The sequence below is a fragment of the Agarivorans sp. MS3-6 genome (genome assembly GCF_054112545.1).
This window is the reverse complement of the sequence record NZ_CM134202.1, coordinates 1,274,945-1,300,512: the sequence shown is the minus strand read 5'-3', so window position 1 is coordinate 1,300,512 and position 25,568 is coordinate 1,274,945. Positions and strand designations below refer to the sequence as shown.

The following is a 25,568-nucleotide window of genomic DNA, read 5'->3' as shown; positions in this document are numbered from 1 at the left end:
TTCAATGAACCCCTCTTTGCCTTTAAACGAACTAGAGCAAAACCAAGACTTTATTCGCCGCCATGTTGGCCCCGATCAAGCCGAAGTTAGTACCATGCTCAAGCAGCTGGGCCTTAACTCGGTAGAGCAACTTATCGAGCAAACGGTGCCCGAGCAAATTCGCTTAAGCCAAGGTTTAAACATTGGTGATAGCCTTACTGAGCAACAAGCCTTAGCCGCGCTCCGTACGCTTGCTAAGCAAAACAAGGTGTACCGCAGTTACATAGGCATGGGTTATAACAACACCCATGTACCGCATGTCATTTTGCGTAACGTATTTGAAAACCCCGGTTGGTACACCGCTTACACGCCTTACCAGCCAGAGATAGCCCAAGGCCGCTTAGAAGCACTGCTTAATTTTCAGCAGTTAAGCCTAGACCTCACCGGGCTAGAGTTAGCCAGTGCATCACTGCTAGACGAAGCCACCGCCGCGGCAGAAGCCATGGCACTGGCTAAGCGCGTCTCTAAAAACAAAAAATGTAACCTGTTTTTTATTGCCGACGATGTACACCCACAAACCATCGACGTAGTAAAAGAGCGTGCCGACTTCTTTGGTTTCGACGTAGAAGTAGGCCCAGCCGAGAGCGTAGTAGAACACAATGTATTTGGCGCTTTACTGCAATACCCTGGCACCACTGGCCGAGTACGTGATTTAAGCGAGCTAATTGAACAGGTACATAGCAACAAAGGCATTGTGGCAGTAGCGGCCGATATTATGGCCTTGGTAATGCTTAAATCACCGGGCGCAATGGGCGCCGACGTAGTGCTAGGTTGTGCGCAACGTTTTGGTGTACCTATGGGGTACGGCGGCCCACATGCGGCATTTTTTGCGACTCGCGACGCTTACAAGCGCTCGCTACCGGGGCGTATTATTGGCGTCTCTAAAGACCGCCGTGGCAAGCCAGCTTTGCGCATGGCCTTGCAAACCCGCGAGCAACATATTCGCCGTGAAAAAGCTAACTCAAACATTTGTACTGCTCAAGTATTACTGGCCAACATGGCCTCGTTTTACGCGGTATTTCATGGCCCTGACGGCCTACGTATTATTGCCCAGCGTATTCACCGCTTAACGGCTATTTTAGCCCACGGCCTAGAAGCCAAAGGCCTAAGCCCAGAGCATGCCCAATACTTTGATACCCTAAGCATCAAAGTAAGCGATAAAGAGGCGATCAAAGCACGTAGCGAAGCGCTAGGCATTAATCTACGTATGGACCTAGACGGCGCAGTGGCGCTTAGCCTGGATGAAACCACCACCGCAGCTGATGTAAACGACCTATTCACGGTATTACTAGGCGAAGACCACGGCTTAGACGCGGCACGCTTAGACGCCGTCGTGCAGGGCGAAACCTGTATACCAGCCACGCTATTACGTGATACACCCATTTTAGAGCACGAAGTATTTAACCGCTACCGCAGCGAAACCGATGTACTGCGTTACATTCGCAAGCTAGAAGGTAAAGACTTAGCGCTTAACCACTCGATGATTTCGCTAGGCTCGTGCACCATGAAGCTAAACGCCACCGCCGAGATGATCCCAGTCACTTGGCCAGAGTTTTCCAGCATGCACCCCTTCTGCCCAAGTGACCAAGCGCAGGGTTACCACGCTATGATTAGCCAGCTAGAAGATTGGCTAGTAAACATTACCGGTTACGATTCAATTTGTATGCAGCCTAACTCCGGCGCGCAGGGTGAGTATGCGGGCTTATTGGCGATTCAAAAATACCACGCTAGCCGCGGCGACCATCACCGTAACATTTGTTTAATTCCTAGCTCGGCGCACGGAACTAACCCTGCTTCTGCACAAATGGCTAACTTAAAAGTGGTGGTTGTAGCCTGTGATAAAGAGGGCAACGTAGACATGGACGACATGCGCAGCAAAGCCGAAGAGCTAGCTAAGCAGCTTTCATGTGTGATGATTACCTACCCAAGTACTCACGGCGTATACGAAGAAACCATTAAAGAGATTTGCGACATTGTTCATGACAACGGCGGCCAAGTGTACATGGACGGCGCTAACATGAACGCTCAAGTAGGTATTACCTCGCCGGGCTCTATTGGCTCAGACGTAAGCCACTTAAACCTACATAAAACCTTTGCTATTCCGCACGGCGGTGGTGGCCCAGGCATGGGGCCAATTGGGGTTAAAGCCCACTTAGCGCCGTTTGTGGCAGGCCACAGCGTAGTAAGCAATGGCAAAGCCAGCCATGCTAACGCGGCAGTATCGGCAGCGCCTTACGGCAGTGCCTCTATCTTGCCTATTAGTTGGATGTACGTAGCCATGTTAGGCAACGAAGGGCTACGCCAATCATCAGAGATTGCCATACTCAACGCCAACTACCTGGCTAGCCGTTTAAGCCAAGCCTTCCCTATTTTGTATAGCGGTAAAAATGGCCGTGTAGCGCACGAGTGTATTATTGATATGCGCCCACTGAAAGAAGCCACTGGCATTAGCGAAATGGACGTAGCCAAGCGCTTAAACGACTACGGCTTTCACGCACCTACCATGAGCTTCCCGGTAGCGGGCACGCTAATGGTAGAGCCTACCGAGTCGGAATCGCTCGGCGAAATAGACCGCTTTATCGACGCCATGTTGTCGATACGTGCCGAAATTGCCAAAGTAGAAACCGGCGAGTGGACCCTGCAAGACAACCCGCTCGTGTTTGCCCCGCATACCCTAGACGATATTACCGACGCCCAGTGGACCCACAACTACAGCCGCGAGCTAGCGGTGTTCCCATGTGCAGCGGTTAAGCAAAACAAATTCTGGCCTACCGTAAACCGTATTGATGACGTGTTTGGAGATAGAAATTTATTCTGCGCATGCCTTCCGATGGAAGCGTATCAAGAGTAAAAATTAAAACCTTTTCAGTGTGTTATGATAGAAAGCGAAGCAGTGGTGCTTCGCTTTTTTTGTCGCTTAGTGAGTTCAAAGTAGCTGGAGGGGCTAAAGCTACTCAGGCTCCTTGTACATTGTTTCGTTCAGGTTTGGTTTCCGTGAAACTGAAGTATTGTTTGATGGAATGATAAATGCTGGTTACCAATATTGCACAACAGAGGTGTTGTAGTGTACGAATTAATTAAGAGCTTAATCCGCAAATACTTGTTTTTGAGTATATTGCTATCTGCGTTTCTTCCATTGTTGGTGTTTAGTTTAATTTTAACTTGGGGAGAAGAGCTTGATGGTTGGCTTAGAAGTGTTACTTACTACCTCGGATACCTTTCGATCTTCTGGATTGCTCTTAATCTATTGGCTGTCTGGATTGAAAAACAATCAGAGTAGTGCAGCGGATAAGTGGGGTAAGAATAATGTTACTTTGCCCCTTTAACTAAAACTGATTCAATTTTTAAGCACAAGGATAAGGCTTAAGGTGAAAGGATATCTGTGTATACCAATAATAGGTTTTTTGGTTTTAATCGCCGTTGTTGCAGGTATCTTCCACCTCATCACTGATGACGAGTTACACCCAGAAGCCAAGGAGTGGATTGAACATTACTCAAAACCTGTTGATTTAAAAGACAATGCTTACATTGAGTTAATTGCGCTGTCTTCGGTGGGCGAGTGTTCTACAAAGCAGGCTATCAATAGTTATCAATCTAAACTCCACGAGATAAATACTGTTCCGCTATCTGACTTTCAAGAGCTACAGTATCCAAATGTTAATGGCTTGCCTAATGTGTTTGATGAAACAAGCTTTTGTTATTTCGATAAAGAAAACTGTTTATTGAAAACAGCGCGTAACAGAATAGAGTTAGAAGCACACACGCTTCAATTTGAGAGCGTAATTCATCGATATTTAAGTCTTTCGAAGCTAAGTAATTTTGTACCAATTAATACTTATGCTACAGAACCTAATTGGGATTCTTTGGCTTCGCTACAAAGGCTAGCTTTGTTAGAGGTGTATTTTTATATATTAGATAACAAACTCGAATTGGCAGCACAGCAGCTTTCGCAGTTAATTGTTATAGATAGGAAGTTTTTAATTAACTCATCTGATGTGGCGTTTCATGCCTTGGCCATCGTCAATTATGAGAGTTTTTATCAACCTTTGATTATAGAGTTGAAGAGGAAGGGGTTTTCTAATTGGGATTTATTGGCTCCAGCGTTTGTGCCTTTATCTATTGAAGAAATATCCTTCAACCGCGTATGGCAAAGTGAGTTTTCTAATTTTGCAAAGAATACCAAGTATGCAGGGAAGCGGATAAGAGGTAAGCGAGGGGACCACATTCATGTTTTTGCAGCAAAACTTAAATTTAAAGAAAACATGACGCTAAACAGTGCAATCAAAATTAGACAAAAGCTGATGATTTCTGAGGAGGTAAAGAAGGGTGAACTCATCGAAATAGTAAAGTTATATAATGCTAACCTAGATGAGCAGCTTGAAGAGGTAAGATGGGCTGCCGATAAATGGTTTTGGTTTGGGCTTAACAACTATCGGAATATTGTTGGATCAATTTTAGAGATGACAGCGCGCCCTCGTTTTCTATCCTTTTATCCCGAAAAGCTTAAATTTGATCTTAGGATCTTGTTGTTGGATTTGCTGATTAATCAAGATACTGGCTTTATAGCCGAGGCTATAGATTTAGATGAATACAAAAACCCTTACACAGGCGAAGCGCCAACACTCTCGGAAACGGATATTTGTTACACCTTGCAGGAAGAACAGGTTTGCGTGCCTTTGTACTAAGTGTTTTCATAAAGGGGAGCGGTAGGTTTGTTGTTTGGATTAGGTGGTATATGAGAGAGAAGCTGTATAAGTGACATTTCTTAAGATACACAATGTAGTTTGTTGGCTAAGTGCTGCGCTTTTTGGCCTCGCTCTTGTCATTGGTGGAATAATTGAGCTTCCTAATAGAACTGCCATTGCAATGGATGGCATGTGGTTGAGTGGAAGCTGTTTTATGGTGTCTTATTGCTTAAAGGGCATTGAAGTTGGTCGTATAGAGCTGCTTAGCTCAACTGATGAATTAACTCGAGAGAAAGAGCCTTTTCAGTTTTGGTTGTTTACAATGATTTGTCTTGGTACTTCCGTTCTCCTCGTATTTACTACGCTATTCAGGTTACTTACTAGGTTAGTTTGATTTCATTGCGCTGTTTGTATTTCACTCATAGAGCTACAAATTAGGTTACGTTATGCAGCGCCCACTTAACACTATAACGCTTAGCTTAGTATTACTTTCTGGCGCGGCTTTTACCCAAGACAATAAGCCTTTGCAAGCAAGGGACGAAGTTGTTGGCATTGTAAGGAGCGAAACCGTAACTTACATGAGATACAACACCGAAGAGCAACCATGTATCACTTTACAGCTAGAAAGTGCAGGCGTTGCTAAAACGCTATGTCATTACACCGATCAACAAGGTAATACTGTAGATGTAAGAACAGACGTTGCGGCTGTAGGTTACCTTTCTCCCAAATTTACAGCTCAGGGTTTTGAAGTGACCTTAAATTTAATCTCTTATTACTTGGATTGCCGTATTCCACTTACCGAAACCACGATTGGTGAGCCTGTTTGCACGTTCAAAGATATGGATTAAGAGGATAGGCGAAGCAGCGATGCTTCGCTTTTTTTGTGCGTGTAGTTGTAGAGTTCAAGCAGTTGAATTTAAAGCTATCTGACTCAATATATATCGCCTTTTATATCATTCTATGCGCGTTGCCTAAGAGTTGCTTTGTGACGCAACAATATTCACATTTTATCAAACTGAATCATTTACATATACTATGCAGTTATTTATTAATAGCTGAGTCACAAAGTCTAAAAATAACTTTTGCCTCTATGTTTTTAAATGTTTTAATGCGCCCGCAAGTTTTTATAAATAAAATTTAATAAAGGATTTTTTTACAGCTAAGGAAAGACATGAGAAATATAAGCTTATCGGCTTTATTACTTTGCGCGGTAATAAGCCCTCTGCAAGCAGAGGAGCAGAGCGTAACAGAGCAACAGCATTATCTTTGGTTAGAACCTGGGCTTTCTTTTGGTCGGCCCGGAACGAGTATCGCTCTAGACCTTTATTATAGTTACTCAGATTATAGTATTTCTTTAGGAGTGCTAGGAGGGAATGATGATGGGTGCCAATTGATATGTGAGTATGAAGATGGGAAGGATAATTATAGTTCTACAAGATTGATGGTTGGTAAGTACTTCTATCCTGGAGAGTATGAGTTTTTGGTAGAAACAGGAATAGCCAAACTCTCTGTGGCTACAGATCATTTCGATGGGGAAACTTGGCAAACGTTCGAGAGTGATAGTTATGGTATCCCTATTCGATTTTCCAAATACTTCAACCTCAAGTACATAGGTTTTGCTGTTACCGGTGAGGCTTTAGTTACCACTGATGATTGGTTAGCATCCTTCGGTTTTAGAGTTCCATTCGGAAAGTTACGCCATTGGTAAGTTAATATTTTGATTTCGCCTACCAAGCCAGAATCGTATGGCGAGATCAAGTACACTTCACTTTTTTGGTGTGCAGTTAGAGAGTTTAAAGTAGTCGAATTTAAAGTTACTCTTACCCTTTTATAATGTGATGCGAAGATAAATTCAGGGTGCTAAATACATGATTTATATGATTAGATTGGCCCAGCTGTTCTTTTTGTTTTTGTCATATGATTATTTTAATAACAATGGAGAGAAATGGTGGCTTTATTCGATAAGTCTATTTCTTTACGTTCTATCTGTTGAAATATTAGTAAGAGTTAAAAGTAAATGGGTGATCTTCCCCCGATAAAGTAGACACGGGTTACGCTTCCTTTGCTCTGCCTTCGTATTCTACTGGACTTAAGTATTTTAAACTTGAGTGCAGTCGAAATCGATTATAAAAATGTTGTACATATCCTGCTACTTTATCTCTCAAATCCCATTCACTTGTAAAGTGATTCGATTTAATGAGTTCTCCTTTTAAGGTATGAAAAAACGATTCCATTTCTGCGTTGTCTGTACAATGCCCTGGTCGATTCATACTCGGTGTTACGCCGTACTTACTCAACAGTGCTTGAACTTCATGAGCGCGATATTCTGCTCCTCTGTCAGTGTGAAACACCAATCCAGCCTGTGGCTTTCTATTTCTAAAGGCCATTTGTAACGACGCCATCGTTACTGCTGTTGTTTTACGGTGATTCATCGACCAACCAATCACTTTTCGTGAATATAGGTCTATGACTACTGCAAGATATAACCAGCGGTTTCCCTGTCGTATATAGGTTAAATCACCCGCCCATTGTTCATTAACTGCGGTAGGTTTTGGCATATCTTTACGTATGTTTTTAATCGATTGATAGAATCGATGTAGTTTAGCCATTTTAATGTAAACCCTAGAACAGCGTGCTTTCAAGCCATGCTCTCTCATCAACCTAGCCACCCGTTTTCGACTGGTGTAAATTCCGCTACACTTTAACTCCGCATGTACACGAGGGCTACCGTAAGTCTCTCTACTCTTGGTGAATATCTGCTCAATACGATAGGCCAACTGGTCATCAATGAGCTTATGGCGGCTCACTTTTCGTTTACAGAAGGCATAGTAACCAGAGCGAGACACCTTAAGAAATCGGCACATCATGGTGATGGGAAAGCGTTGCTTATAATGGCTTATGAATCGGAATCTCGTCGACTTTCCTCCGCGACGAATCGTTGCCACTTTTTTAGCAAATCATTCTCCAGTTCAAGTTGTTTTACTTTCTTTTGAAGTTCAGCAATTTTTTCATTTTCAGAAAGATTCATGGGTTTGCTTAGTTTTTTCCGTCTTCTATCAGACATGATTTTCCCCTCGCGATAATCCTTTCGCCACCGAGATAACATGAACGGATGAATGTCGAGTGACTCTGCAACTCCTTTAACTGTAGCACCTGCCAAGTGGGTTAATTTGACGGCGGTTGCTTTGAATTCAGTTGTGTATTGCTGAGTTTTTTTACCTGTTTTATAAGCTGGCATAAACACCTCATCTTGTTTGAGTGAAGTGTCTACTGAATCGGATCAACTACAGGTGCCTTTCACTTCTTCTTGTTAGTGCTCTTTTATACATCTTGGGTAAGTATATTTTTTTCTATCCTTCTTTTTTTGGTGAAACATCAACCTATTCCAAATTCTTATGGTTTTCCCTATATCTTTTGCCATTTTTTTTGGTCGGGTTAATGTGTTGGTCTTTTCTTATACGAAGGAGGTAAGTTATTCGTGGGGATCCCTCAGACTCTGACCCATTTTATATTATTTTAAGTAAATCAAAGAATTTCAAAGCCCAACACTATCTCACATTTAATCGGCTTAAGATCTAGGGGAGAATTCATCTGTATGCGAAATTCCAACAAATTTCATCTGCTCTAAATCTATAATAAAAGGGGTCAGAGGCAGGGTGAGATCGCGAACGTTTTTTGAGCGCGCATGAGCAATTTGACCTAACGTTCTTGCTGTGATCATATACTCCCTTTTTCGGGAGTCCTCCATGACTATCGACGAATAAAAGGGATCAGAGTAACTTTAAATACCTGCTCCCTTTAACTTCCTTACCTAAAAATCACTTATCACATTAAACGCTCTAAACTCATCGTAGGCGTATTGATCGGTCATGCCGCTGATGTAGTCGATGATGAGTCGAGTGCGGTAGTAAAACTCACGACACTGCTCGTTGCCAAACTCATCGCTTACTGGTGCGTCGCTCATGGCTTTTTGATACGCCGCCAAGTGTTTAGACGGCAGTTTTTTGTAGAGGCGTTGTATGTAAGCAGAGCTTTCATTTTCTTCACTTTGGTTTTTTCCCGCCAAGTATTCAAATTGGCCTTGGCTTAGTGCTAACAGCGGTTGGTAGCAAGCCATTAAGCCTGAGATGATTTGGTAGCCTTGCAGCTCGCGGGCTTCTACCTCTGGGTGGCAAAAGCAACGCTCTAGTGCGACGCTTTTAAAGGTTTCAACTATGAGGTGGTTTACGCTGCCATCTTCAATTAGTGCGCGGTTTAAGCTGCCTTGATAAACCGCTTCTAAGTTTTCTACAAATTGGTTTTTGGCATGTTCAGGCAAGCGTTGGTTTACTGCTACGCGCAGATAAACAAAAAACATCGAGTCTCTTTCTTCATCACTCAGCTGTGTTTTTTTACTTTGGTGAGCAAAGTCGAGAATGGTGTCCATTTCTTTTGGTTTGCTGCAGCCATGTTCACTGCTTAGCTTGGCAAAGGTGGCTAATAGGGCGTGCTTTAGTTCTTTAATGCTCAGCACGCCTTTTTCTATGGCGTCTTCTAAGTCGGCGATACCATAAGACACATCATCGGCGGCTTCCATTATGTAAGAAAACGGCGAGCGGCAGTATTTGTCTATGTCTAGGTGTTCGCGAATGTCTTCTATGTAGCGTTGCTCGCTAAGGTAGTAACCCACCTTCTTTTTTAAGTAACTAAACGGAGCGCTTTTATCTGGCTTGGCTTCTGTACCGCAGCGGGTGTATTTGAGTATGCCAGAGGCTTGCGAGTAGGTAAGGTTTAGCTTTAGCAGCGAGTGAATAAGCCGAATGCCTTGGGCGTTACCCTCGAAGCTGACTAAATCTCGATGAATGGCTTCTGGCAGCTTGGGTGTTTGTTCTTTGTTTTCATCTAGCTCGGTTGCCTGGCTAGCTTGATACAAGCTATTTAGGTTTTTGCTTAGCCAGTCAATTAAGGCGGCTTCACCAAAGTGACCAAAGGGTGGGTTGCCAATGTCGTGCATTAAACAGGACATTTCAACAATGCTTTCTAACTGGCGCTCAAGCCCCTTAAGTTGGTAGCTGTTTTGTTCATCAACTAAGGCTTCGCAGATGAGCTGCGAAATATAACGGCCCACTTGCTGTACTTCTAAAGAATGGGTAAGGCGGCTGCGTACTGCGGCATTTCGCTCTAGCGGGAATACTTGGGTTTTTTGTTGTAAGCGGCGCACCGCAGCGCTGTTAATGATTCGGCCTCGGTCGCTTTCAAACTTCTTTAGGTCGGCATTAAGATCTGCTTTGGCTGGATAAGGCCGAGAACCACAAATTTTGCTGGCGAAATTTACCGTCATAGCCTTAAGCCGTTTTTAGTCAATTAGGATGTTTATACTGCTGTATTATCTAGATAAAATCAATTTATAGAGTGCTAGCTAATAAAACTTGGCTAGCGTTTTTAAGCCAAAGTTTGGCCCCACAATCTATTGGTACAAAAAACAAGCTGTCAATTATGTCAATTGATTGTTTTGTTACTGGTGATAGTCTTTTCAAATAATCTACAGCCATTTAGCTCAGAGTAGAGTTGCTTTGGTATTAATTGCCGCTGCTAGCGCTATTGTCTGGTAAACCAAAGGAATGAGTAGACAGATGAAAGAACTAAAGGGCTACCGAGTGGTAAAGGGCGAGGGTAGCGTAAACGTTATACCTTCTGGCTCTACGCTGGCGATTAACTTGCCAGGCCTAGTGGTTGAAAATGGCTTTGATGTGCCAGCACTAGGTAGCCTTTGGTTTACCAGCAATGACTCTCCCTATGAAGAAACACTTTATATTAGCCTGGTTGACTCGCAGGCAGTAGTGATTGATCAAATTGAGCTGTACAAACCTTACACTCCAGGCCTGTTAAAAGAGGTGGTTGCAAATGGAAACAACATTCAATTTAAATTTTGGCAAGCGCTAGTACATTACTTAAGCGTTGATAGAGAAAAGCATTTGCGCTTATCTCGGTTACTTCCGCCAGCGGGGTGCTACTACGCTAGCAAGCTAACACCCAGTTATTTAACCCTCTCAAAAATATGAAGTAAGCACGGTTAAGGTTAGCGTTTACGCACCTGTATTTTCACTGCCGCCTTGATATTTAAGACAGGCCACAATTGGGCTCTCGTTCAGTACACCACTTTTCTTTAGTGTTACCGTTCAGCACTAACTAAAAGCGAGCGGAAGACGAACCGTGAGTTTGGAAGCTCATTATTAAGCAACCATTCTTTTTGGTATTGGAGTAGCGCCTTAAATGCACTGCTTTTGGCGAGTCGCCTTACTGCTTCATACGACTGCTTTATGGTGCTCTCACTGTACCCTTCAGCTTGGCAGTATTGTGTTAGCGCCGCTTTAGTCGTTAATTTTTCTGTATTCACAGCGGTTTTAGCAAAATAGATAGAAAAGGCTAGCCCCCTAGTTATAACAGGTAGAGAAATGAGTCTTCGCCTTGCGAGCGCTGATGGTTTCTTATTGATATCTTCCGAGCTTAAGTTGCTAATGAACTGATCGCGTCGGAAAGAGGCCCAAAAATCATACTGTAGGTATGCCTCAACGGCGTTAAAGGCCTGTACGCTAGCCCAAGGCTGTTCTTCATCGCTAAGCTGTTTATCTAGGGCATAATAAAAACTGTTGAACAAGCCGTCCCAATTACTGTCTTTGAACTCGAGCTCTACATCCTGTTTTTTCATCTTTATTGTGATCACCTCAGTGTTAGAGCTTGAAAACAACTCTTCCCACTGTTCCGTTTTTGTTTCGGTTTTAATATTCAGTGGCATTTTGCTGGTTTGTTTGCCCCACAATAGAAGCGTTTCTATGCGCGCCAGAGGGTGATTTAGCGCCTGATAAAACAGGTCGTTAACCATTCGATATACTTTGCGATTTAAGTGAAACGATGTTTCAGCTTTTTCCAATAACTCGTTTATTGAACTCATCGGCACTGAGTTGCTTAGCTCTTGTTTGAACTTTCCGAGAAGCAAAAACTCAATATTGCTGTAATCAAGAGTGTTTAGTGCCGCTACTTCACTCAGTAACTCTTGTGCATTGATATATGCCAAGAGGAGATGTAGGTGCTGGTAGTTATTCGCCGCGTCATGAAAGCCTTCAAACTTGAAGTTAATGTTATCGAGGATGGAGGGGAGGGTATCGTCAAGAATTTTTTTCAACAATTCTTGCTGATATCTAAGGCGAGTTGATTGGCTATCTTCTATACGAATAACGTCTTTTAAGCACTCCCTAGTAAATCGGTTAGCACTCCAGCCATGATCTAATGCTGTACAGACTCTAGCAATAAATTCATATGACTGTTTCGGCGAGGCGTGGTTAGAGGCTTTAACATAGTCTTGAATTTGTTGTGATGAATCTATTTCTTGTTTTAACTCTGCTAGTTTTCGCAATTTCGCATAAAGATTTTTATCTGTCTTCAAATACTCAACGACGAGTAATAGTTGAAGCACTTCATTGGTGATTAGGTCTATAGCGTTAGTAAAAGGATTTTTTAATTCGGTCTTCATGAACCCACACAATAAAGTAATTTGGCTGCTTCAATCATAACATTTGACCTAGATAAAACACCAACTTCCCATTGAGTGTTGCTACTTTACCTATCAATATAAATAAAAGATACCAGCTTTGCGTTTGTGTGTTTTTGTTGTGATTCAATAATTAAAGTATAGCGTTAAGCTTGTGTTTTGGGTGTGTTAGTGTGTTTTTTTCGTTTGCTTGTGTGTTTTGTTTGATATTATTTTTTGCTGTTGACTTTGTGGTGTGTCCTTGGTTATTTTGAATGAGACAATGATTAAGGCGTCGATTTATGAATTTTTAAATAAGTACTGTGGATATGAATAGTAAGCAAAGCAAAGGTACTTGATTAACACTTCATGATGCCGAGTGAGCTTATCAATAGCGGGCCGTTAGGAGTGAAGCGCTTAGCCGCAGCAAGAGCATTAAACATGATGGATCGGTGTCCTCAGTTGTCTCAAGAGGATGCCAGCATAAACAATGAGATAAGGAGATTTACCAATGACTAAAGGCAATAACGTTTATGAGTTTGCGAACCATAAGCGCGACACGAATATGCACCGAGAGGGGGGGGCTGAAACAAGCGATAACAGTAAGCCAGCAGGGAAAGCGATGTCGTTACCTCAACATTTGAGGACAACAATTGATGATGGATTAAGACAGCAAATGCGTGAACAGATGAGGAATAAACATGGGCTTTAATAGTAAAGAGCGAAACCTACAAGACCAACAAGCCAGTGTTCTTGAAGAAACCTATCGTTTGGCTTGGATGGATGGCTACGGAGAGGGCTATGACGATGGTGTTGAAGATACCGAAGCAAAGCAAAATTCTGTTGAAAATGAGCTAGAGCTAATGCGAGAACTGTTAGCGCAGAAAGACCAAGTTATTGATGAATTAGCGGCGAATGCAGGGAGGTCATTGCAGGTTTTAAAAAAGCGATAAATGCTCATAAATGGGGGAGCAACAAAGTGATGCTTCCTCGACTACCAGTAGGCTAGTTCATTTAGCTAATACCGCTGTGACCATTTGGGGTCACAACAAATATCGCTAAGGGGTCTTTGCCTAGAGGCTGACTAATCACAAGCGATAACCATGGAGAAAGATTATGGGAATTCTAAAAGTTATTTCAGACACTATTTGCCTTGGTCCATCATTTGCTTTGTCTGAACTAAAAAACGATGCCGAAGATGCGATTGGTTTATTGACCCAAAATCCGCTTAAAACCGTAAGCCAAACGATGACCCAATCACTAAAGACAAACGTTAACCCACTGCAGGGTTTTTCGGGTAACGGTTTTGAAGATTCGCCAGAGTACGAGGACTGGATTACAGAAACAGGAGGTAGGGACGAGCTGTACAGCGATTATTATCATCGCTGGGAGCAAAGAAATAGGGGCTACTTTTGAGCGATGATTTACACCAAAGATCACTGCAACCAAGAGGGCTGTCTATGTTGAGAATAAAAGAAACATTGGCGACTACGAATACTATCATCACTACTTATTCTGATATGTTGGTGGCAATGCGAGGTCAGCAAAATCTGCTTTTTTGTATGGATGATAGTTACAAGGAGTGGGCGTTAGCGGATTTAGAGGCTTTAGCGGGTGAGTATGGAAAAAGGGTGTTGGTATTACCCGGTAATGCCACTATGTCGACAGCGGTCTATGACATTCTCACCAAGCCATCGCTGATCAACCTTGACATAGAAGATTTTAACATTGGCAGTATTGATGGAAGCAGAGCTCAATATCACAGGTTTAATAAGCGCAGTATTGATAGTGTTTTGTCCCACTGTGAGATTAACACCCCGGTGGTTGTTATATTGGCGCTGAGTACATCAATGACATTTTCAATTAGTCGATATAATCAGATTGTTGACCAACTACAAACCGCGTTCCCTATGCCTAAGCATTGCGCTATTGGAGTACGATTAGACCCAGCGCTGTCAGGTGACAACTATGAGGCCGACCTGTTTGTCTTTGACAAAAGGTTACGCAATCAACACGCGAGAGTGTTCTGTATTGAAGACTCACCTTAAAAATATAAAAGGGGAGAGCTTCTAAATGTAGTCGGTATGCTTTTCCCTTTCTCGCTTTCTTGTAAGCCAAGGTTGATGCCCCAAGCTTAACTAGGATAGAAGAAAGTTAGAGCTTGCAGGTGCCTCTATTACCTCATTGTCTTCAAGGTTAGTTGAGCGGTCTTTTAGGCCAATACCAGAGAGCTGTAGCCTGATAGATTCACTTAGCAGGTAAAAGGCTTTGTGGCTTGCTTCATCATAGTTTAGGCCTTCTGGCCGAATATTAGAGATACAGTTTCGGCTAGCATCTTTAATACCGCGTTTGGGAGCCCAGCTGATGTAGATCCCCATGCTGTCAGGCGAACTTAGCCCCGGCCGTTCTCCAATGAGTATCATGGTTATTTTTGCCTTCAAACACTCACCTACATCATCGCCCACCGCGACTCTACCTTGAGTGACAATGGTTAGCGGGGCAAGTGACCAACGATGTTTTTTATCGAGCGCTAAGGTGGACACTAGCCTTTCTATGACGGACAGAGCGTGCCGTTGAATCGCGATGGAAGAAAGCCCATCGGCCACTACGATAGCGAGGTCATACTCTGTGTTATTTGTTGCGCGCCGCTCGATGAGTGTTTGCCATGAGTTCTGATTGAGCTGCCGCCCTAGGTCTGGCCTTTGCAGATAAGTCATCCTGTCAGTGGCTTTACTCGCGAGCACCATGGGTGGCTCTTGCGTAACGCTAAGCAATACAGGTGAACAGGCGAGTTGCTTGCATAAGGTTTCTACATCTAGTGCTTTGTGCACCGCATCTATCGCGCGGGCGTGATCGAGCTGAAAAGCCAGTAACTCATTGCTGGGAATACTATTGCCCGCTCGGCCCAGAGCGATGCGGGCGGAGGTAAACTGTTTTAGCGATTGCCAGGGCGTTGCTGTCACCAGTGGCTCAGCCTTGATGCATGGTTTATTTGAAGGTTTACTCATACGCTTTCATCTTCTAATCGGGAGAGTGAGGACCTGAAGGGCGAAGCGAGATTTTGATTGAGCTGGACCTGCTCAACATCACTAAATATTTCCATCTGCGTCAACCAGGATTCAAACTCAGGTGCCGGTTTCAGGCCTAGCGCTTTACGTGCATATAGCGCATCGTGAAATGAGGTGGTTTGATAGTTAAGCATTATGTCGTCTGAGCCGGGGATCCCCATAATAAACGTGCAGCCTGCCACACCCAACAAGGTTAGCAGGTTGTCCATATCATTTTGATCGGCATAGGCGTGATTGGTATAGCAAATATCACAGCCCATTGGCAGCCCCAATAGCTTACCGCAGAAGTGGTCTTCTAACCCGGCGCGAATAATTTGTTTACCATCAAACAGGTATTCAGGACCGATAAATCCCACCACGGTGTTAACCAGTAAGGGATCGAAGTGGCGGGCAACCGCATAAGCCCTTGCTTCGCAGGTTTGCTGATCAACGCCGAAATAGGCATCGGCCGAAAGCGCGGTGCCTTGCCCTGTTTCAAAATACATGACGTTGTTGCCAACGGTTCCTCGGTTTAGTGACAGTGCTGCCTCTTGCGCTTCTTTTAATAGGTTAAGGTTTACCCCAAAGGTGTCATTGGTGCCTTGAGTTCCGCCAATAGACTGAAAGACTAAATCAACCGGAGCGCCTTTCTCTATGGCCTCTATGGTATTGGTGACATGAGTAAGCACGCAAGATTGAGTGGGAATTTGATAGCGCTGGATCACCTCATCCATGAGTGATAGCAGCTTGATCGTTTGCGCTACATTATCGGTAGCGGGATTTATCCCTATTACAGCATCGCCGTTACCGTACATTAGGCCGTCGAAAATGCATGCGGCAATGCCATTAAGAGAGTCGGTAGGGTGATTGGGTTGTAAACGTGTAGAGAGCCTTCCTTGTAAACCAATAGTATTGCGGAACGCGCTCACCACATTGCATTTTTGGGCCACCAGAATGAGGTCTTGATTACGCATTATTTTGCTTACCGCGGCAACCATTTCGGGAGTAAGCCCAAGGCGTAATTTAACTAAGCTTTCTCCATCTGCCTGACTACCAAGCAGCCAGTTGCGCAGATCGCCTACTGTCATATGAGAGATGGGAGCAAAAGCGCTGGTATTGTGGCTATCGAGGATGAGGCGGGTTATTTCATCAGATTCATAGGGAACAAGCGCCTCATTGAGAAAGGTTTTTAAGGGCACTTCGGCTAGGGCCATTTGTGCGATGACTCTCTGCTCTGCTGTTTCAGCACATATACCGGCTAATGCATCACCAGAGCGAGCGGGTGTGGCTTTTGCCATTAAATCGGCCAGTGAATGGAACTGGTATACCTTGTCTCCTTGTTGCCAGCGATATGTTGCGGCCATAGCGTTCCCTTTAGTGATTAATGCCGATGATAACAACAGCGACCGCGGTCGCTGTTGTTCGTCACTGTTAGTTGTACCGGTAAGGTCTACCCGCTTTCACCATATCGGCGTTGTACTTTTTAAATATTTCGACAACCTTGGCTTTAGTGGGCGATTCTTTGGCTATTTCTTCCCAAAATTGGTGCGCTTCTGCTTCTACCGTTGCCCATTCTTCATCGGGAATGGTGGTTAACTTCATATCACTGCCTTCAACACGTAGCTTGGCTTCTCCACCCCAATACCACCATTGGCGATAGTAATGAGAGGTGTCTAAACATAAGCTAAGTAGCTCTTTAAGGTGGTCTGGTAGTGCGTTATAACGATCCATATTGGCAAAGAAAGAACCAATCCAGGCACCAGAAATATTGTTAGTAAGGAAATAATCGGTCACTTTTGACCAGCCAACAGTATAGTCTTCGGTGATACCTGACCAAGCAATACCATCTAACTCGCCGGTTTGAAGGGCTACTTCTACATCTTCCCAAGGAATAGACACCGGCACTACGCCAAATTTAGCGAGGAAGCGACCAGCCGTTGGAAAGGTAAATACTCTTAAGCCTTTTAGGTCTTCAAGGCTATTGATGGGCTTTTTGGTGGCAAAGTGACAGGGATCCCATGCACCTGCAGAGATGTGTTTGACCCCGACTTTAGCGTACTCTTCTGCCCAAATTTCTCCCAAACCGTATTGGTTGAAAAGCACCGGCACATCTAAAGAATAGCGGCTACCAAACGGGAAGTAGCCCCCGAAGGTGGTTACCTCGGTAGGGGATGCCATTGAATCATCATCAGATTGAACAGCATCGATAATTCCTTTTTGCATGGCGCGAAATAGCTCACCGGTTGGCACTAATTGATCGGCAAAGTACAGCTCAATCTGCATTTCGTCACCAGCGATCCGGTTAAATGCTTCAATAGCGGGCTTAATTACATGTTCGGCTAAAGCCGGGCCTGCGTAGGTTTGCATACGCCACTTAATTTTTGGGTTTGCTGCAAACGTTTTGGCCGGAGCCAATAAAGTACCCGCGGTTAAAGCGGCCGCACCGGTTAAAAACTTACGTCTAGAAGTCATGGTTATCCCTCCAATGGATATTGTCTCAGTGGGCCAGTTGCCCGCCGTGTATTTGCATTTCGGTGTTAGTGTGCAAAGGGAGCCTCGCTACTTTCCATATACGTATTCCGGCAGCCACAAAGCCAGCTGAGGAAAGATCATAATTAGAATCAGTGAGGCAATCATTATGGCGACAAAGGGGCCGATGGAGCCGTAGATATCGCGCAGAGTGATTTCAGGCGGCGCCATGGCGCGCATCAGAAATAAGTTGTAGCCAAATGGTGGCGTCATGTAAGCGATTTGAGAGGTAATGGTGTAGAGCACACCGTACCAAATAAGGTCAAAGCCAAGCGCATTGACCAGTGGCACATAAAGGGGAGCCACAATAACCAACATTGCCGTATCGTCAAGGAAGGATCCCATGATCAGAAACGACAGTTGCATCAGGATAAGAATCATCCAAGGGCTTAGCCCTAACTGCTCGGTAAATAGGTTTTCTATTGATTTTACCGCGCCTAGCCCATCAAATACGGCACCAAAGCCCAGCGCTGCAAGGATGATCCACATAAACATGCAAGATATCGCTAAGGTGTTACGCAGCGACTTCTCGAATACGAGTTTGGTCATGCGTTTTTTAAAAATAGCCGCTAACAGTGCAGCCATTGCACCAATGGCGGAGCTTTCTACTAGACTGGTCCAGCCGTTAACAAAAGGAACCATCATTACTGCAAATATACCTAATGGCAGTGCCCCTGCACCAAGCAGGCGGATTTTCTCTGCCATAGGAACATTGCGCTCTTCAGCGCTAAGAGTTGGCCCTAGGCTGGGGTTCATTCGACAGCGTATAGCGATGTAAATGATAAATAGCGCCGCCATAATGAGGCCCGGAATAATACCCGCTAGCCAGAGTTGCCCTACTGGTTGGCGAGCAATCATGGCGTACAGAACCAGCACCACCGAAGGAGGCACCAGAATACCCAGTGAGGATCCCGCTTGAATCACCCCGGTGACCATTCTTTTGTCATAGTTACGTTTTAGTAGCTCTGGCAGGGCAATAGTGGCACCGATTGCCATACCTGCAACAGACAGCCCGTTCATGGCTGAGATAAGTACCATAAGGCCGATAGTACCGATGGCTAGCCCGCCGGGCATTGGCCCCATCCAAACATGAAACATTTTGTAAAGGTCATCGGCGATTTTGGATTCAGAAAGGATGTAGCCCATAAAGATAAACATGGGGAGGGTAAGCAAGGGATACCAATTCATCAGCTTTAAGGTGGCGGTGAAAGGGATCTCTATTCCCCCTGTTCCCCACAGAAAAATAGCGGCGATGGAAGCAACCGCGCCTATTGCAGCAAACACTCGTTGACCCGTTGCCATTAGCAACATCATCAACGAGAACATCATTGTTGCGATCATGCCATAACTCATTTGATTTCTACTCCCCGAATAATCGCGATATCTTTTATTAACTGTGAGACCGCCTGCAGGATCATCATTAAAAATCCGGTGCACATTACGGCCTTAATTGGCCATAAATAGGGCCGCCAAGCGCTACGGCTACGCTGACCATATTCAAGCGAATAAAGTGTGCTTTCTAGGCCTCCATAGAGAAGTACAAACAGATAAAAAATCAGAAAGAAGACGGTAAAGGCATCTACCCAAGCGCGCTTTTTTATCGACCATTCACCGTAGAACAAGTCCATTCGAACATTCGCGTTTAGCTGGATGGCATAGGCGCCACCAAGGATGTAGTAGCCAACCATCATGAATTGGGCAGACTCGAGGGTCCATAGAGATGGCAAGAAAAAGGTTTTGGATATAGACGACCACATCAGTACGCCTATTATCAGGAAGATTCCGTACATCATAAAGCGGCCTATAAGACGATTAAATCTATCAACGTAATTGACGTAGGCAACAATAAAACCGGGCATTAGATTTCCTTATCGCAAAAGCATGGCAACTAAGCTTGCTAATTTGGCGCTGTAAACGGGCTTAACGGCTTAAGCCTTTGCTCATCAGCGCTGTTGTTCTAATCCTTTAAAACACAGGGGTGTTGACCAAGTTGATGTTAGGTACAGCGTTGTGCCATTGAGTGGCGCGTCTAAAATGGTTGCTGCTATGCCGTCTGATTCGCTAATTGAGTTTTACTCACTGCGACGAGATGGCTTTATAACATTTCAATATGGTGACACGTTTATTTGGACCATTTTTTGCTCACTTATAAGACTAAAAGGCCTTGCTACTCAGGCTGCAATGTTTATTCCGAACGATTATCGAAAAGTGGCAATGAGGAAAAGTGTATATATAACAATGTGATAAGTTAGCCTTGCCCTGTTTTGATACATTGGGCGAGCCAAGGATAGGAAATATGGAGAAACGCACTGTAACGAACAATGAATCATTGTTGTGCACACTTCACTCGAATGATGCAAATCATCAGGCGGCAAACCTGATCAACTGGCAGCAAGAGTTTGACCAACTCAGCCAAGGCCAGTTTCTTGGTGTAATAAATGAAGTTAGCTTGCCGCATATTCATGTGTTTCGAGAAGATACTAGCCATGAGTTGCGGCAACAGTGTCGAGTAGAAGACGGTGGGCTATGGTTAGGGGTTAGCGCAAATAATAAAAGCTGTCGCATTAATCATCAGCGGACCAGTCATGACCAATTTTTATGCATGCCTGGTGGCTTAGATTTTGAACTGTTGACGCCAGATAACTTTTCTATCTTTGGTCTGGTGCTGCCTAAAAGCTTGTTAACTCAATTCGCAGAACAAAATGAAGAAGCTCAGATAAGCCAAACGCCTAGAGGCCTTTGCATAGAAGGAAGTGGCGCGGGGGCGCAAATGGTATTTCGGCAATACTTGTCGCTGCTATTGCAACCGCAAGGTCATCGCTGGAGTAGTATCACCCAGGAGATAATCCTTCAGGATGCGGTGCAAGAACTACTTAGCCAAGCTCAGCAGGTATCCGCTTCACATGTTGGTTCTCATCAGCGGCTACGTATTATGAAGCGGGTTAAACACTATTTAAGCGACTCGCGCTTAAAGACCCCTGTCACTATAAGCGAGATATGCGCGGCAGTGCATGTTAGTCGCCGCACCTTGCAGTACACTTTTAGTGAGTGTCTTGGCATGTCACCTAAGCAATATATTAAAATTATTCGGCTTAACCAAGTGAGACGTAGGCTGCTAAATTGTGACAGCGCCAGAACGATTTCAGAGATAGCATTTGATTATGGTTTTTTTCATCTTAGCCAATTCAGTCAGGATTATATGCGCTTGTTTGGTGAGAAACCTCGGCAGACACTTCAGCATAACCATCGCTATCGCTCGGAGAGCACGTAACCCCAACCCATTGGCTACAGTAATTCTCAGGCTAAATCCTTCTTCTAAAAACTGATATAAGCACTTGTTCTGATTGTTATATTTTTGTTGGTAAATACCGAGGATAGCTTGTGTCACGCAAGATTTGATCTACGCTTTATTGATACTAGTCATAGTTATTTGCGCAATGCAGCACTTAAAGAGACCGCTTTGGTGGGGCTAATACTGCCTAGCTTGTCTTACGGTTTTACCGCTTTCTAAGCTTGTTATGTATCTAAGCGTTAGCGCTCTGGTATTACTTGAGTTCGGCCTTGTTGGATGAACAATCATTAAAAAAGCTGAGTAATCAGTTAAGGAGAAAGAATGAATAGGATGTTTCGCTCCCTGATTTTAGGGGTATTAGCCGTACTGCCTTTCACTGCGCACTCAGCGCAAGAGCAACCCAATATTTTTGTTATTTTCACTGATGACATTGGTATCTCTAATCTAAGTGCTTATCACAATGGTGTGATGAGCAGTCATACGCCTAACATTGATAGCATTGCTGAAAAAGGCATGTTACTCACCGACTATTACGCACAACCCTCTTGTACGGCGGGGCGTTCGGCGTTTTTAACCGGTCAATTACCGGTGCGAACGGGAATGCATTCAGTGGGTTTACCGGGTGGCCCAGTTGGCTTAAGTGGCGATACGCCTACATTGCCTGAAGTGCTTAAATCTATGGGTTATATGACCGGCCAGTTTGGTAAAAATCACCTTGGCGATAGAGATGAGTTCTTACCTACTATGCATGGTTTTGATGAATATTGGGGATGGCTTTACCACCTAAATGCCATGGAATACACCGAAGATCCAGATTGGCCAAAAGACCCTGACTTTCAAAAGTTTGCTCCCCGTAATGTGATCCACGCAAAATCAGACGGTAATGGTAAGCAAACCATTGTTGATGATGGCCCGCTGCATAAAGAACGGATGCGTACACTCGATGATGAAGTGAATAAACACACCATTGATTTCATTGAGCGAGCGGTAAAAGCCGATAAACCTTTCTTCACTTGGTATTGCCCGTCTCGTGGCCACGTTTGGACCCATTTATCCCCTAAATATGAAGCGATGTTAGGTGAAAACGGCTGGGGCCTTCAAGAAGTGGTGATGAAGGATCTCGATGACCATGTAGGAGAAATGCTAGCCAAAATGGAAGAGCTAGGCATTGCAGATAACACCATTATTATTTTCACGGCAGATAACGGCCCTGAAATAATGACTTGGCCCGATGGCGGCATGACCCCATTTAAAGGCGAGAAAGGCACAACTTGGGAAGGAGGAGTGAGAGCACCATTGCTGATTAGCTGGCCTGGTAAAATCCCTGCAGGGGCGGTAAATAATGGCATGTTTGATGGCATGGATTGGTTACCCACTTTAGTGGCTGCCGCGGGTGGCCCAGCAGACTTAAAAGAGAAAATGCTAACAGGTTACGATGGCTTTAAAGCGCACCTTGATGGTTACAACCAAGTTGAGATGTTAACCAATGATGGCGAGTCTAAGCGTGAGGTTATTTACTATTACGAGCGCGATAACTTACAAGCTGTGCGTGTTGGTGATTGGAAAGCCCACTTTGTGGTACAAAACGAAGGTTGGAGTGGCCCTAAAGAAGAGCTAAACGCACCATTACTATTTAACTTGCGTCGCGATCCTTATGAGCGAGCGGCCGAAGAATCAGGCATGTACTTAAAATGGATGGGCGAAAAAATGTGGGCCTTTGGTCCTGCGCAAGCGGCGGTTGCTCAGCATCTTGCATCATTTGAAGAATGGCCTCCGGTAACCCCTGAATCACAAGCAGTAAATAATGGCGGAGTGGGTAACTAGTTAACCTATGCCTTTGCGACAAAAGCCCACAACAGTGGGCTTTTTTATGGGTAAACCTTGTATCACGATTGCGAAATACGCTTACTTTAAGCGGCTATTTAACTGCTGAATAAGCGTGTCTGGGGCGTAGGCTTTGAGTGCTTCAATACAGGCCGGGGCGCCGGCTGATTTATACTTCACTAAGATTTCACAGCGTGCATATAAATGGTCTGGGTTACCGCTGATATCGAAGGCTTGCTGAAGAGCCTCATCTGCTTTAAGTAAATCAAATTTCTCTAATGACAAACCATAAACTAGCCAGTATTGAGGGTTATTAGGTTGTACGGTAGTGGCTTTTTTGAATAAATCTAACGCCTGCTTTGGCTGGTTTTGCCTCAATAAAGACAACCCCGCTGAATAGCTTAATATTGCCGCTTTTGGTTGCGCCTTAATCCCTTGCATTAGGGTGTTAAACGCTAATGGTTCATTATTTTGAGCACGGTATAAATCAGCGAGGTTGATGTAGCTATTAGCAAAATTGGGTTCAACCTTAATTGCCTGTTGATAAGCCTCAATAGCAAGCTGATAGTGACCTTGAGCACGGTGGATATTGCCCAAATTGGTACGGCTCGCGCCGCGGTCACTGCTAAATGTTTGGATCTCAATATACTCAGCGAGGGCTGGTGCTAAAGCACTACGCTGCTGTGCGCTTAGCTCTTTCCAGTATGCGACTAATGCACCCGCTGCTTCAGTACGCACTGCATAAACCGGGTCATTAAGTAGCGGGGAAATTAACTTCCAGCGGTCGGCTAAGGGATAAGCGCTGCTACCTTTTACCGCGCCTAAGCGAATCATGTCATTGTTATCTTTAACCGCACTGGCTAATACGTTTATAGCATCTTTATTGGGATGATTGGCCAATCGTTGTATCGCGGAAGCACGAATAATATTACTTTGGGCTTGGTCTTGAGCGATGTATGACAACATCTGCCCAGCGCTAGGGTGATTAACACTGCTCGCATAAAAGGCAATACTGAAATGCTGAGGGTTTCGATAGCGTGAATCAGGGAACCATTTTATCAGTGCGTCTTCTGCCCACTGATTGCTTTGATCGGTATGACAACGGGTGCAGACGTTGGGGGTATTGATATGCTTGCTCAAATCTGGTCTTGGGATCTGCCAGCTATGGTCTCGCCTAGGGTCAACCTGCATATAGGTGGTTTCTGGCATGTGGCAAGTTGTGCATTTAGACGCTTCGCTATCGGCTTGATGAAAGGTGTGATTGTCGGGCAAGTACTCTGCTGCTACATGGCACTGCGCGCATACTGCTTGCTCTGGTACTTTTAACTGTGCGCTATGTGGATCATGACAATTAGTACAGCTTACGCCTTTTTCAGCCATTTTGGTTTGCAAGTAAGAGCCATAGACATAGTCTTCATCATAGATTTGCCCGTCATGGTGATATAACTGTGGGGTGATCATGCTTAATAAATAGCGATCTTGAAACGCTCCGTTAACATGGTCATTTTTTTCAGAAAGCTGAATTCTACGGCTATGACATTGCGCACACACTGGTACTTGCTGGGTGTGTTCAATCGCTTTGGGCTGTAGGGTGCTATTGTCTTGTTGATAAACCCATTCTTTTACCGCTTTTGATAAATCACGGTCAAAGCCAAAGTGTTTGTTATTCCATTCGCCACCGTCTTGCTTAAGGTTTGCCAATGCTAAATGTTCACTCGCTGGGCCATGGCAGGCCTCACAACCCACGCTGATTTCAGCCCAAGTGGTGTTGTATTGATTGGTCTCGGCGTTGTAGTTCTTTTTTAGATCGGTGGAGTGACAATCGGCACACATGAAGTTCCAATTTTGTCCGGTATTTGTCCAATAAAATTCATCAGTTTTCGCCATCTCTGGGTAAAGGTGGTACCAACGCTGGCCGCCCTCTTGCTTTGGTCTGGCATCCCAAGTAAACGGGATCAGTTGCACCCGACCATCATCAAACTCAACCATGTATTGCTGAAGTGGGGTGACTCCAAAAGTGTATTTGATTTGATAGTCGTGGAACTGGCCATCAGGCCCTTCAATATTTACCCAGAACTGCTCGCCCTTAGTGTAAAAGCGATTGACCTTGTCATTAAAAGTGAACTGAGCATTGTTAAAGTCACCTAATATAGCGTCTTCACTGGCATGTTGCATTGCCAATTGATGATGCGAGCCCTGCCATGCTTCATAAGCATCTTGGTGACAACGTATACAGGTTTCAGTGCCCACATAATCAACCGCCAACGCTGTAGATGAGGCGGTAAATAACACTAACAGTAATGCCGAGCGAAGCAGACGGGTAAATATACTCATGAAGTTCCTTTCATCGTTAAACCTAAGCGTCCATGCAACTTAAGATATAGCGTAAGGCCTTATTCTAACTGTACTTTATATGAAAAGGTGATTTTTTAGTCAGGGATAGGCTAAAAAACAAAAACGCTAAAGTAAGCGGCTTTACTCAGCTTAAGTACCAAATAGCCAAAGCGAATATGTAAAGCAAAACCCTGATGGATTGAAACACCTTGATTGCAGGATCCACGACTCGCCGATTCAGGCTCTATCCAAATTATCAGCGTTGATGTTGCTAAAAGTGATGGTGGTGACTGCCTATAGCCAGTGGCAAT

The 25,568-nt window shown here is 44.4% G+C and carries 20 protein-coding genes; 11 read left to right on the top strand and 9 right to left on the bottom strand.

Going from position 1 to position 25,568, the window contains the following annotated elements:
• The first annotated feature begins 4 nt into the window (after positions 1-4).
• The 4 genes from gcvP (at position 5) to ACVFI8_RS05880 (ending at position 6,432) form a co-directional block, all read left to right on the top strand.
• A complete protein-coding gene (gene gcvP, locus ACVFI8_RS05895; RefSeq protein ID WP_457873334.1) occupies positions 5-2,890 on the top strand; it encodes an aminomethyl-transferring glycine dehydrogenase in 2,886 nt (961 codons plus the stop codon).
• Between the two features lie 517 nt (positions 2,891-3,407).
• Positions 3,408-4,724: a hypothetical protein gene (locus ACVFI8_RS05890; RefSeq protein ID WP_457873333.1), complete on the top strand. Its 1,317-nt coding sequence runs from the start codon at positions 3,408-3,410 to the stop codon at positions 4,722-4,724.
• 446 nt (positions 4,725-5,170) lie between these two features.
• The gene (locus ACVFI8_RS05885; RefSeq protein WP_457873332.1) at positions 5,171-5,572 is read left to right on the top strand and encodes a hypothetical protein; all 402 of its coding nucleotides are present in this window, start codon (positions 5,171-5,173) and stop codon (positions 5,570-5,572) included.
• Between the two features lie 323 nt (positions 5,573-5,895).
• Positions 5,896-6,432 (top strand): hypothetical protein, encoded by a 537-nt coding sequence (locus ACVFI8_RS05880; RefSeq protein WP_457873331.1) that lies wholly within the window; start codon positions 5,896-5,898, stop codon positions 6,430-6,432.
• A gap of 343 nt (positions 6,433-6,775) precedes the next feature.
• Here the strand turns inward: ACVFI8_RS05880 and ACVFI8_RS05875 are convergent.
• Together ACVFI8_RS05875 and dgt are read right to left on the bottom strand one after the other, a co-directional pair.
• A protein-coding gene (locus ACVFI8_RS05875) for an IS3 family transposase (protein ID WP_457871352.1) occupies positions 6,776-7,962 on the bottom strand; the annotation gives its coding sequence in 2 pieces (ribosomal slippage) (positions 6,776-7,677 and positions 7,677-7,962; 1,188 coding nt in all).
• Positions 7,963-8,535: 573 nt separating this feature from the next.
• A complete protein-coding gene (gene dgt, locus ACVFI8_RS05870) occupies positions 8,536-10,044 on the bottom strand; it encodes a dGTPase (RefSeq protein ID WP_457873330.1) in 1,509 nt (502 codons plus the stop codon).
• Positions 10,045-10,336: 292 nt separating this feature from the next.
• Between dgt and ACVFI8_RS05865 the strand changes: the two genes are divergently transcribed.
• Positions 10,337-10,765 carry a hypothetical protein gene (locus ACVFI8_RS05865; RefSeq protein ID WP_457873329.1) on the top strand — a complete coding sequence of 143 codons (429 nt, stop codon included), beginning with the start codon at positions 10,337-10,339 and terminating at the stop codon, positions 10,763-10,765.
• Between the two features lie 110 nt (positions 10,766-10,875).
• On the opposite strand, the gene ACVFI8_RS05860 is transcribed toward ACVFI8_RS05865, so the two are convergent.
• Entirely contained in the window at positions 10,876-12,234 is a 1,359-nt protein-coding gene (locus ACVFI8_RS05860) for a hypothetical protein (RefSeq protein ID WP_457873328.1), read from the bottom strand.
• A 508-nt stretch (positions 12,235-12,742) separates the two neighbouring features.
• On the opposite strand from ACVFI8_RS05860, the gene ACVFI8_RS05855 reads away from it, so the two are divergent.
• The 4 genes from ACVFI8_RS05855 (at position 12,743) to ACVFI8_RS05840 (ending at position 14,279) form a co-directional block, all read left to right on the top strand.
• Positions 12,743-12,943 carry a hypothetical protein gene (locus tag ACVFI8_RS05855; RefSeq protein WP_248714402.1) on the top strand — a complete coding sequence of 67 codons (201 nt, stop codon included), beginning with the start codon at positions 12,743-12,745 and terminating at the stop codon, positions 12,941-12,943.
• Positions 12,933-13,184, top strand: coding sequence for a hypothetical protein (locus tag ACVFI8_RS05850; protein ID WP_457873327.1), 252 nt, complete (start codon positions 12,933-12,935; stop codon positions 13,182-13,184). Before ACVFI8_RS05855 ends, ACVFI8_RS05850 begins: the two co-directional genes overlap by 11 nt.
• A gap of 163 nt (positions 13,185-13,347) precedes the next feature.
• Positions 13,348-13,647, top strand: coding sequence for a hypothetical protein (locus ACVFI8_RS05845; protein WP_248714404.1), 300 nt, complete (start codon positions 13,348-13,350; stop codon positions 13,645-13,647).
• 44 nt (positions 13,648-13,691) lie between these two features.
• A complete protein-coding gene (locus ACVFI8_RS05840) occupies positions 13,692-14,279 on the top strand; it encodes a hypothetical protein (protein WP_457873326.1) in 588 nt (195 codons plus the stop codon).
• 90 nt (positions 14,280-14,369) lie between these two features.
• Here the strand turns inward: ACVFI8_RS05840 and eutC are convergent, their stop codons facing one another.
• From eutC to ACVFI8_RS05815, 5 genes are all read right to left on the bottom strand, one after another.
• Positions 14,370-15,239, bottom strand: a complete 870-nt coding sequence (gene eutC, locus ACVFI8_RS05835; protein ID WP_457873325.1) for an ethanolamine ammonia-lyase subunit EutC — start codon at positions 15,237-15,239, stop codon at positions 14,370-14,372.
• A complete protein-coding gene (locus ACVFI8_RS05830; protein WP_457873324.1) occupies positions 15,236-16,642 on the bottom strand; it encodes an ethanolamine ammonia-lyase subunit EutB in 1,407 nt (468 codons plus the stop codon). Before ACVFI8_RS05830 ends, eutC begins: the two co-directional genes overlap by 4 nt.
• A 67-nt stretch (positions 16,643-16,709) precedes the next feature.
• Complete coding sequence (gene dctP, locus ACVFI8_RS05825) at positions 16,710-17,750, bottom strand: TRAP transporter substrate-binding protein DctP (RefSeq protein WP_248714408.1); 1,041 nt, start codon at positions 17,748-17,750, stop codon at positions 16,710-16,712.
• 87 nt (positions 17,751-17,837) lie between these two features.
• Entirely contained in the window at positions 17,838-19,160 is a 1,323-nt protein-coding gene (locus tag ACVFI8_RS05820; RefSeq protein WP_457873323.1) for a TRAP transporter large permease, read from the bottom strand.
• Positions 19,157-19,666, bottom strand: coding sequence for a TRAP transporter small permease subunit (locus ACVFI8_RS05815; protein WP_457873322.1), 510 nt, complete (start codon positions 19,664-19,666; stop codon positions 19,157-19,159). The genes ACVFI8_RS05820 and ACVFI8_RS05815 overlap by 4 nt, the downstream gene beginning before the upstream one ends.
• Positions 19,667-20,103: 437 nt before the next feature.
• On the opposite strand from ACVFI8_RS05815, the gene ACVFI8_RS05810 reads away from it, so the two are divergent.
• On the top strand, positions 20,104-21,078 hold the full coding sequence (locus tag ACVFI8_RS05810; protein ID WP_457873321.1) for a helix-turn-helix domain-containing protein: 975 nt from the start codon (positions 20,104-20,106) through the stop codon (positions 21,076-21,078).
• A gap of 342 nt (positions 21,079-21,420) precedes the next feature.
• Positions 21,421-22,923 carry an arylsulfatase gene (locus tag ACVFI8_RS05805; RefSeq protein ID WP_248714412.1) on the top strand — a complete coding sequence of 501 codons (1,503 nt, stop codon included), beginning with the start codon at positions 21,421-21,423 and terminating at the stop codon, positions 22,921-22,923.
• Positions 22,924-23,004: 81 nt separating this feature from the next.
• Here the strand turns inward: ACVFI8_RS05805 and ACVFI8_RS05800 are convergent, their stop codons facing one another.
• Positions 23,005-25,257, bottom strand: a complete 2,253-nt coding sequence (locus ACVFI8_RS05800; protein ID WP_457873320.1) for a tetratricopeptide repeat protein — start codon at positions 25,255-25,257, stop codon at positions 23,005-23,007.
• Positions 25,258-25,568: the final 311 nt, after the last annotated feature.

Coding starts and splice junctions, on each gene's coding strand:
- ACVFI8_RS05840 (WP_457873326.1), top strand. CDS start 13,692: ATGTTGAGAATAAAAGAAACATTGGCGACTACGAATACTATCATCACT.
- eutC (WP_457873325.1), bottom strand. CDS start 15,239: ATGAGTAAACCTTCAAATAAACCATGCATCAAGGCTGAGCCACTGGTG.
- ACVFI8_RS05885 (WP_457873332.1), top strand. CDS start 5,171: ATGCAGCGCCCACTTAACACTATAACGCTTAGCTTAGTATTACTTTCT.
- ACVFI8_RS05845 (WP_248714404.1), top strand. CDS start 13,348: ATGGGAATTCTAAAAGTTATTTCAGACACTATTTGCCTTGGTCCATCA.
- ACVFI8_RS05820 (WP_457873323.1), bottom strand. CDS start 19,160: ATGAGTTATGGCATGATCGCAACAATGATGTTCTCGTTGATGATGTTG.
- ACVFI8_RS05860 (WP_457873328.1), bottom strand. CDS start 12,234: ATGAAGACCGAATTAAAAAATCCTTTTACTAACGCTATAGACCTAATC.
- ACVFI8_RS05865 (WP_457873329.1), top strand. CDS start 10,337: ATGAAAGAACTAAAGGGCTACCGAGTGGTAAAGGGCGAGGGTAGCGTA.
- ACVFI8_RS05855 (WP_248714402.1), top strand. CDS start 12,743: ATGACTAAAGGCAATAACGTTTATGAGTTTGCGAACCATAAGCGCGAC.
- ACVFI8_RS05810 (WP_457873321.1), top strand. CDS start 20,104: ATGGAGAAACGCACTGTAACGAACAATGAATCATTGTTGTGCACACTT.
- ACVFI8_RS05850 (WP_457873327.1), top strand. CDS start 12,933: ATGGGCTTTAATAGTAAAGAGCGAAACCTACAAGACCAACAAGCCAGT.
- ACVFI8_RS05805 (WP_248714412.1), top strand. CDS start 21,421: ATGAATAGGATGTTTCGCTCCCTGATTTTAGGGGTATTAGCCGTACTG.
- dgt (WP_457873330.1), bottom strand. CDS start 10,044: ATGACGGTAAATTTCGCCAGCAAAATTTGTGGTTCTCGGCCTTATCCA.
- ACVFI8_RS05880 (WP_457873331.1), top strand. CDS start 5,896: ATGAGAAATATAAGCTTATCGGCTTTATTACTTTGCGCGGTAATAAGC.
- gcvP (WP_457873334.1), top strand. CDS start 5: ATGAACCCCTCTTTGCCTTTAAACGAACTAGAGCAAAACCAAGACTTT.
- ACVFI8_RS05815 (WP_457873322.1), bottom strand. CDS start 19,666: ATGCCCGGTTTTATTGTTGCCTACGTCAATTACGTTGATAGATTTAAT.
- ACVFI8_RS05800 (WP_457873320.1), bottom strand. CDS start 25,257: ATGAGTATATTTACCCGTCTGCTTCGCTCGGCATTACTGTTAGTGTTA.
- dctP (WP_248714408.1), bottom strand. CDS start 17,750: ATGACTTCTAGACGTAAGTTTTTAACCGGTGCGGCCGCTTTAACCGCG.
- ACVFI8_RS05830 (WP_457873324.1), bottom strand. CDS start 16,642: ATGGCCGCAACATATCGCTGGCAACAAGGAGACAAGGTATACCAGTTC.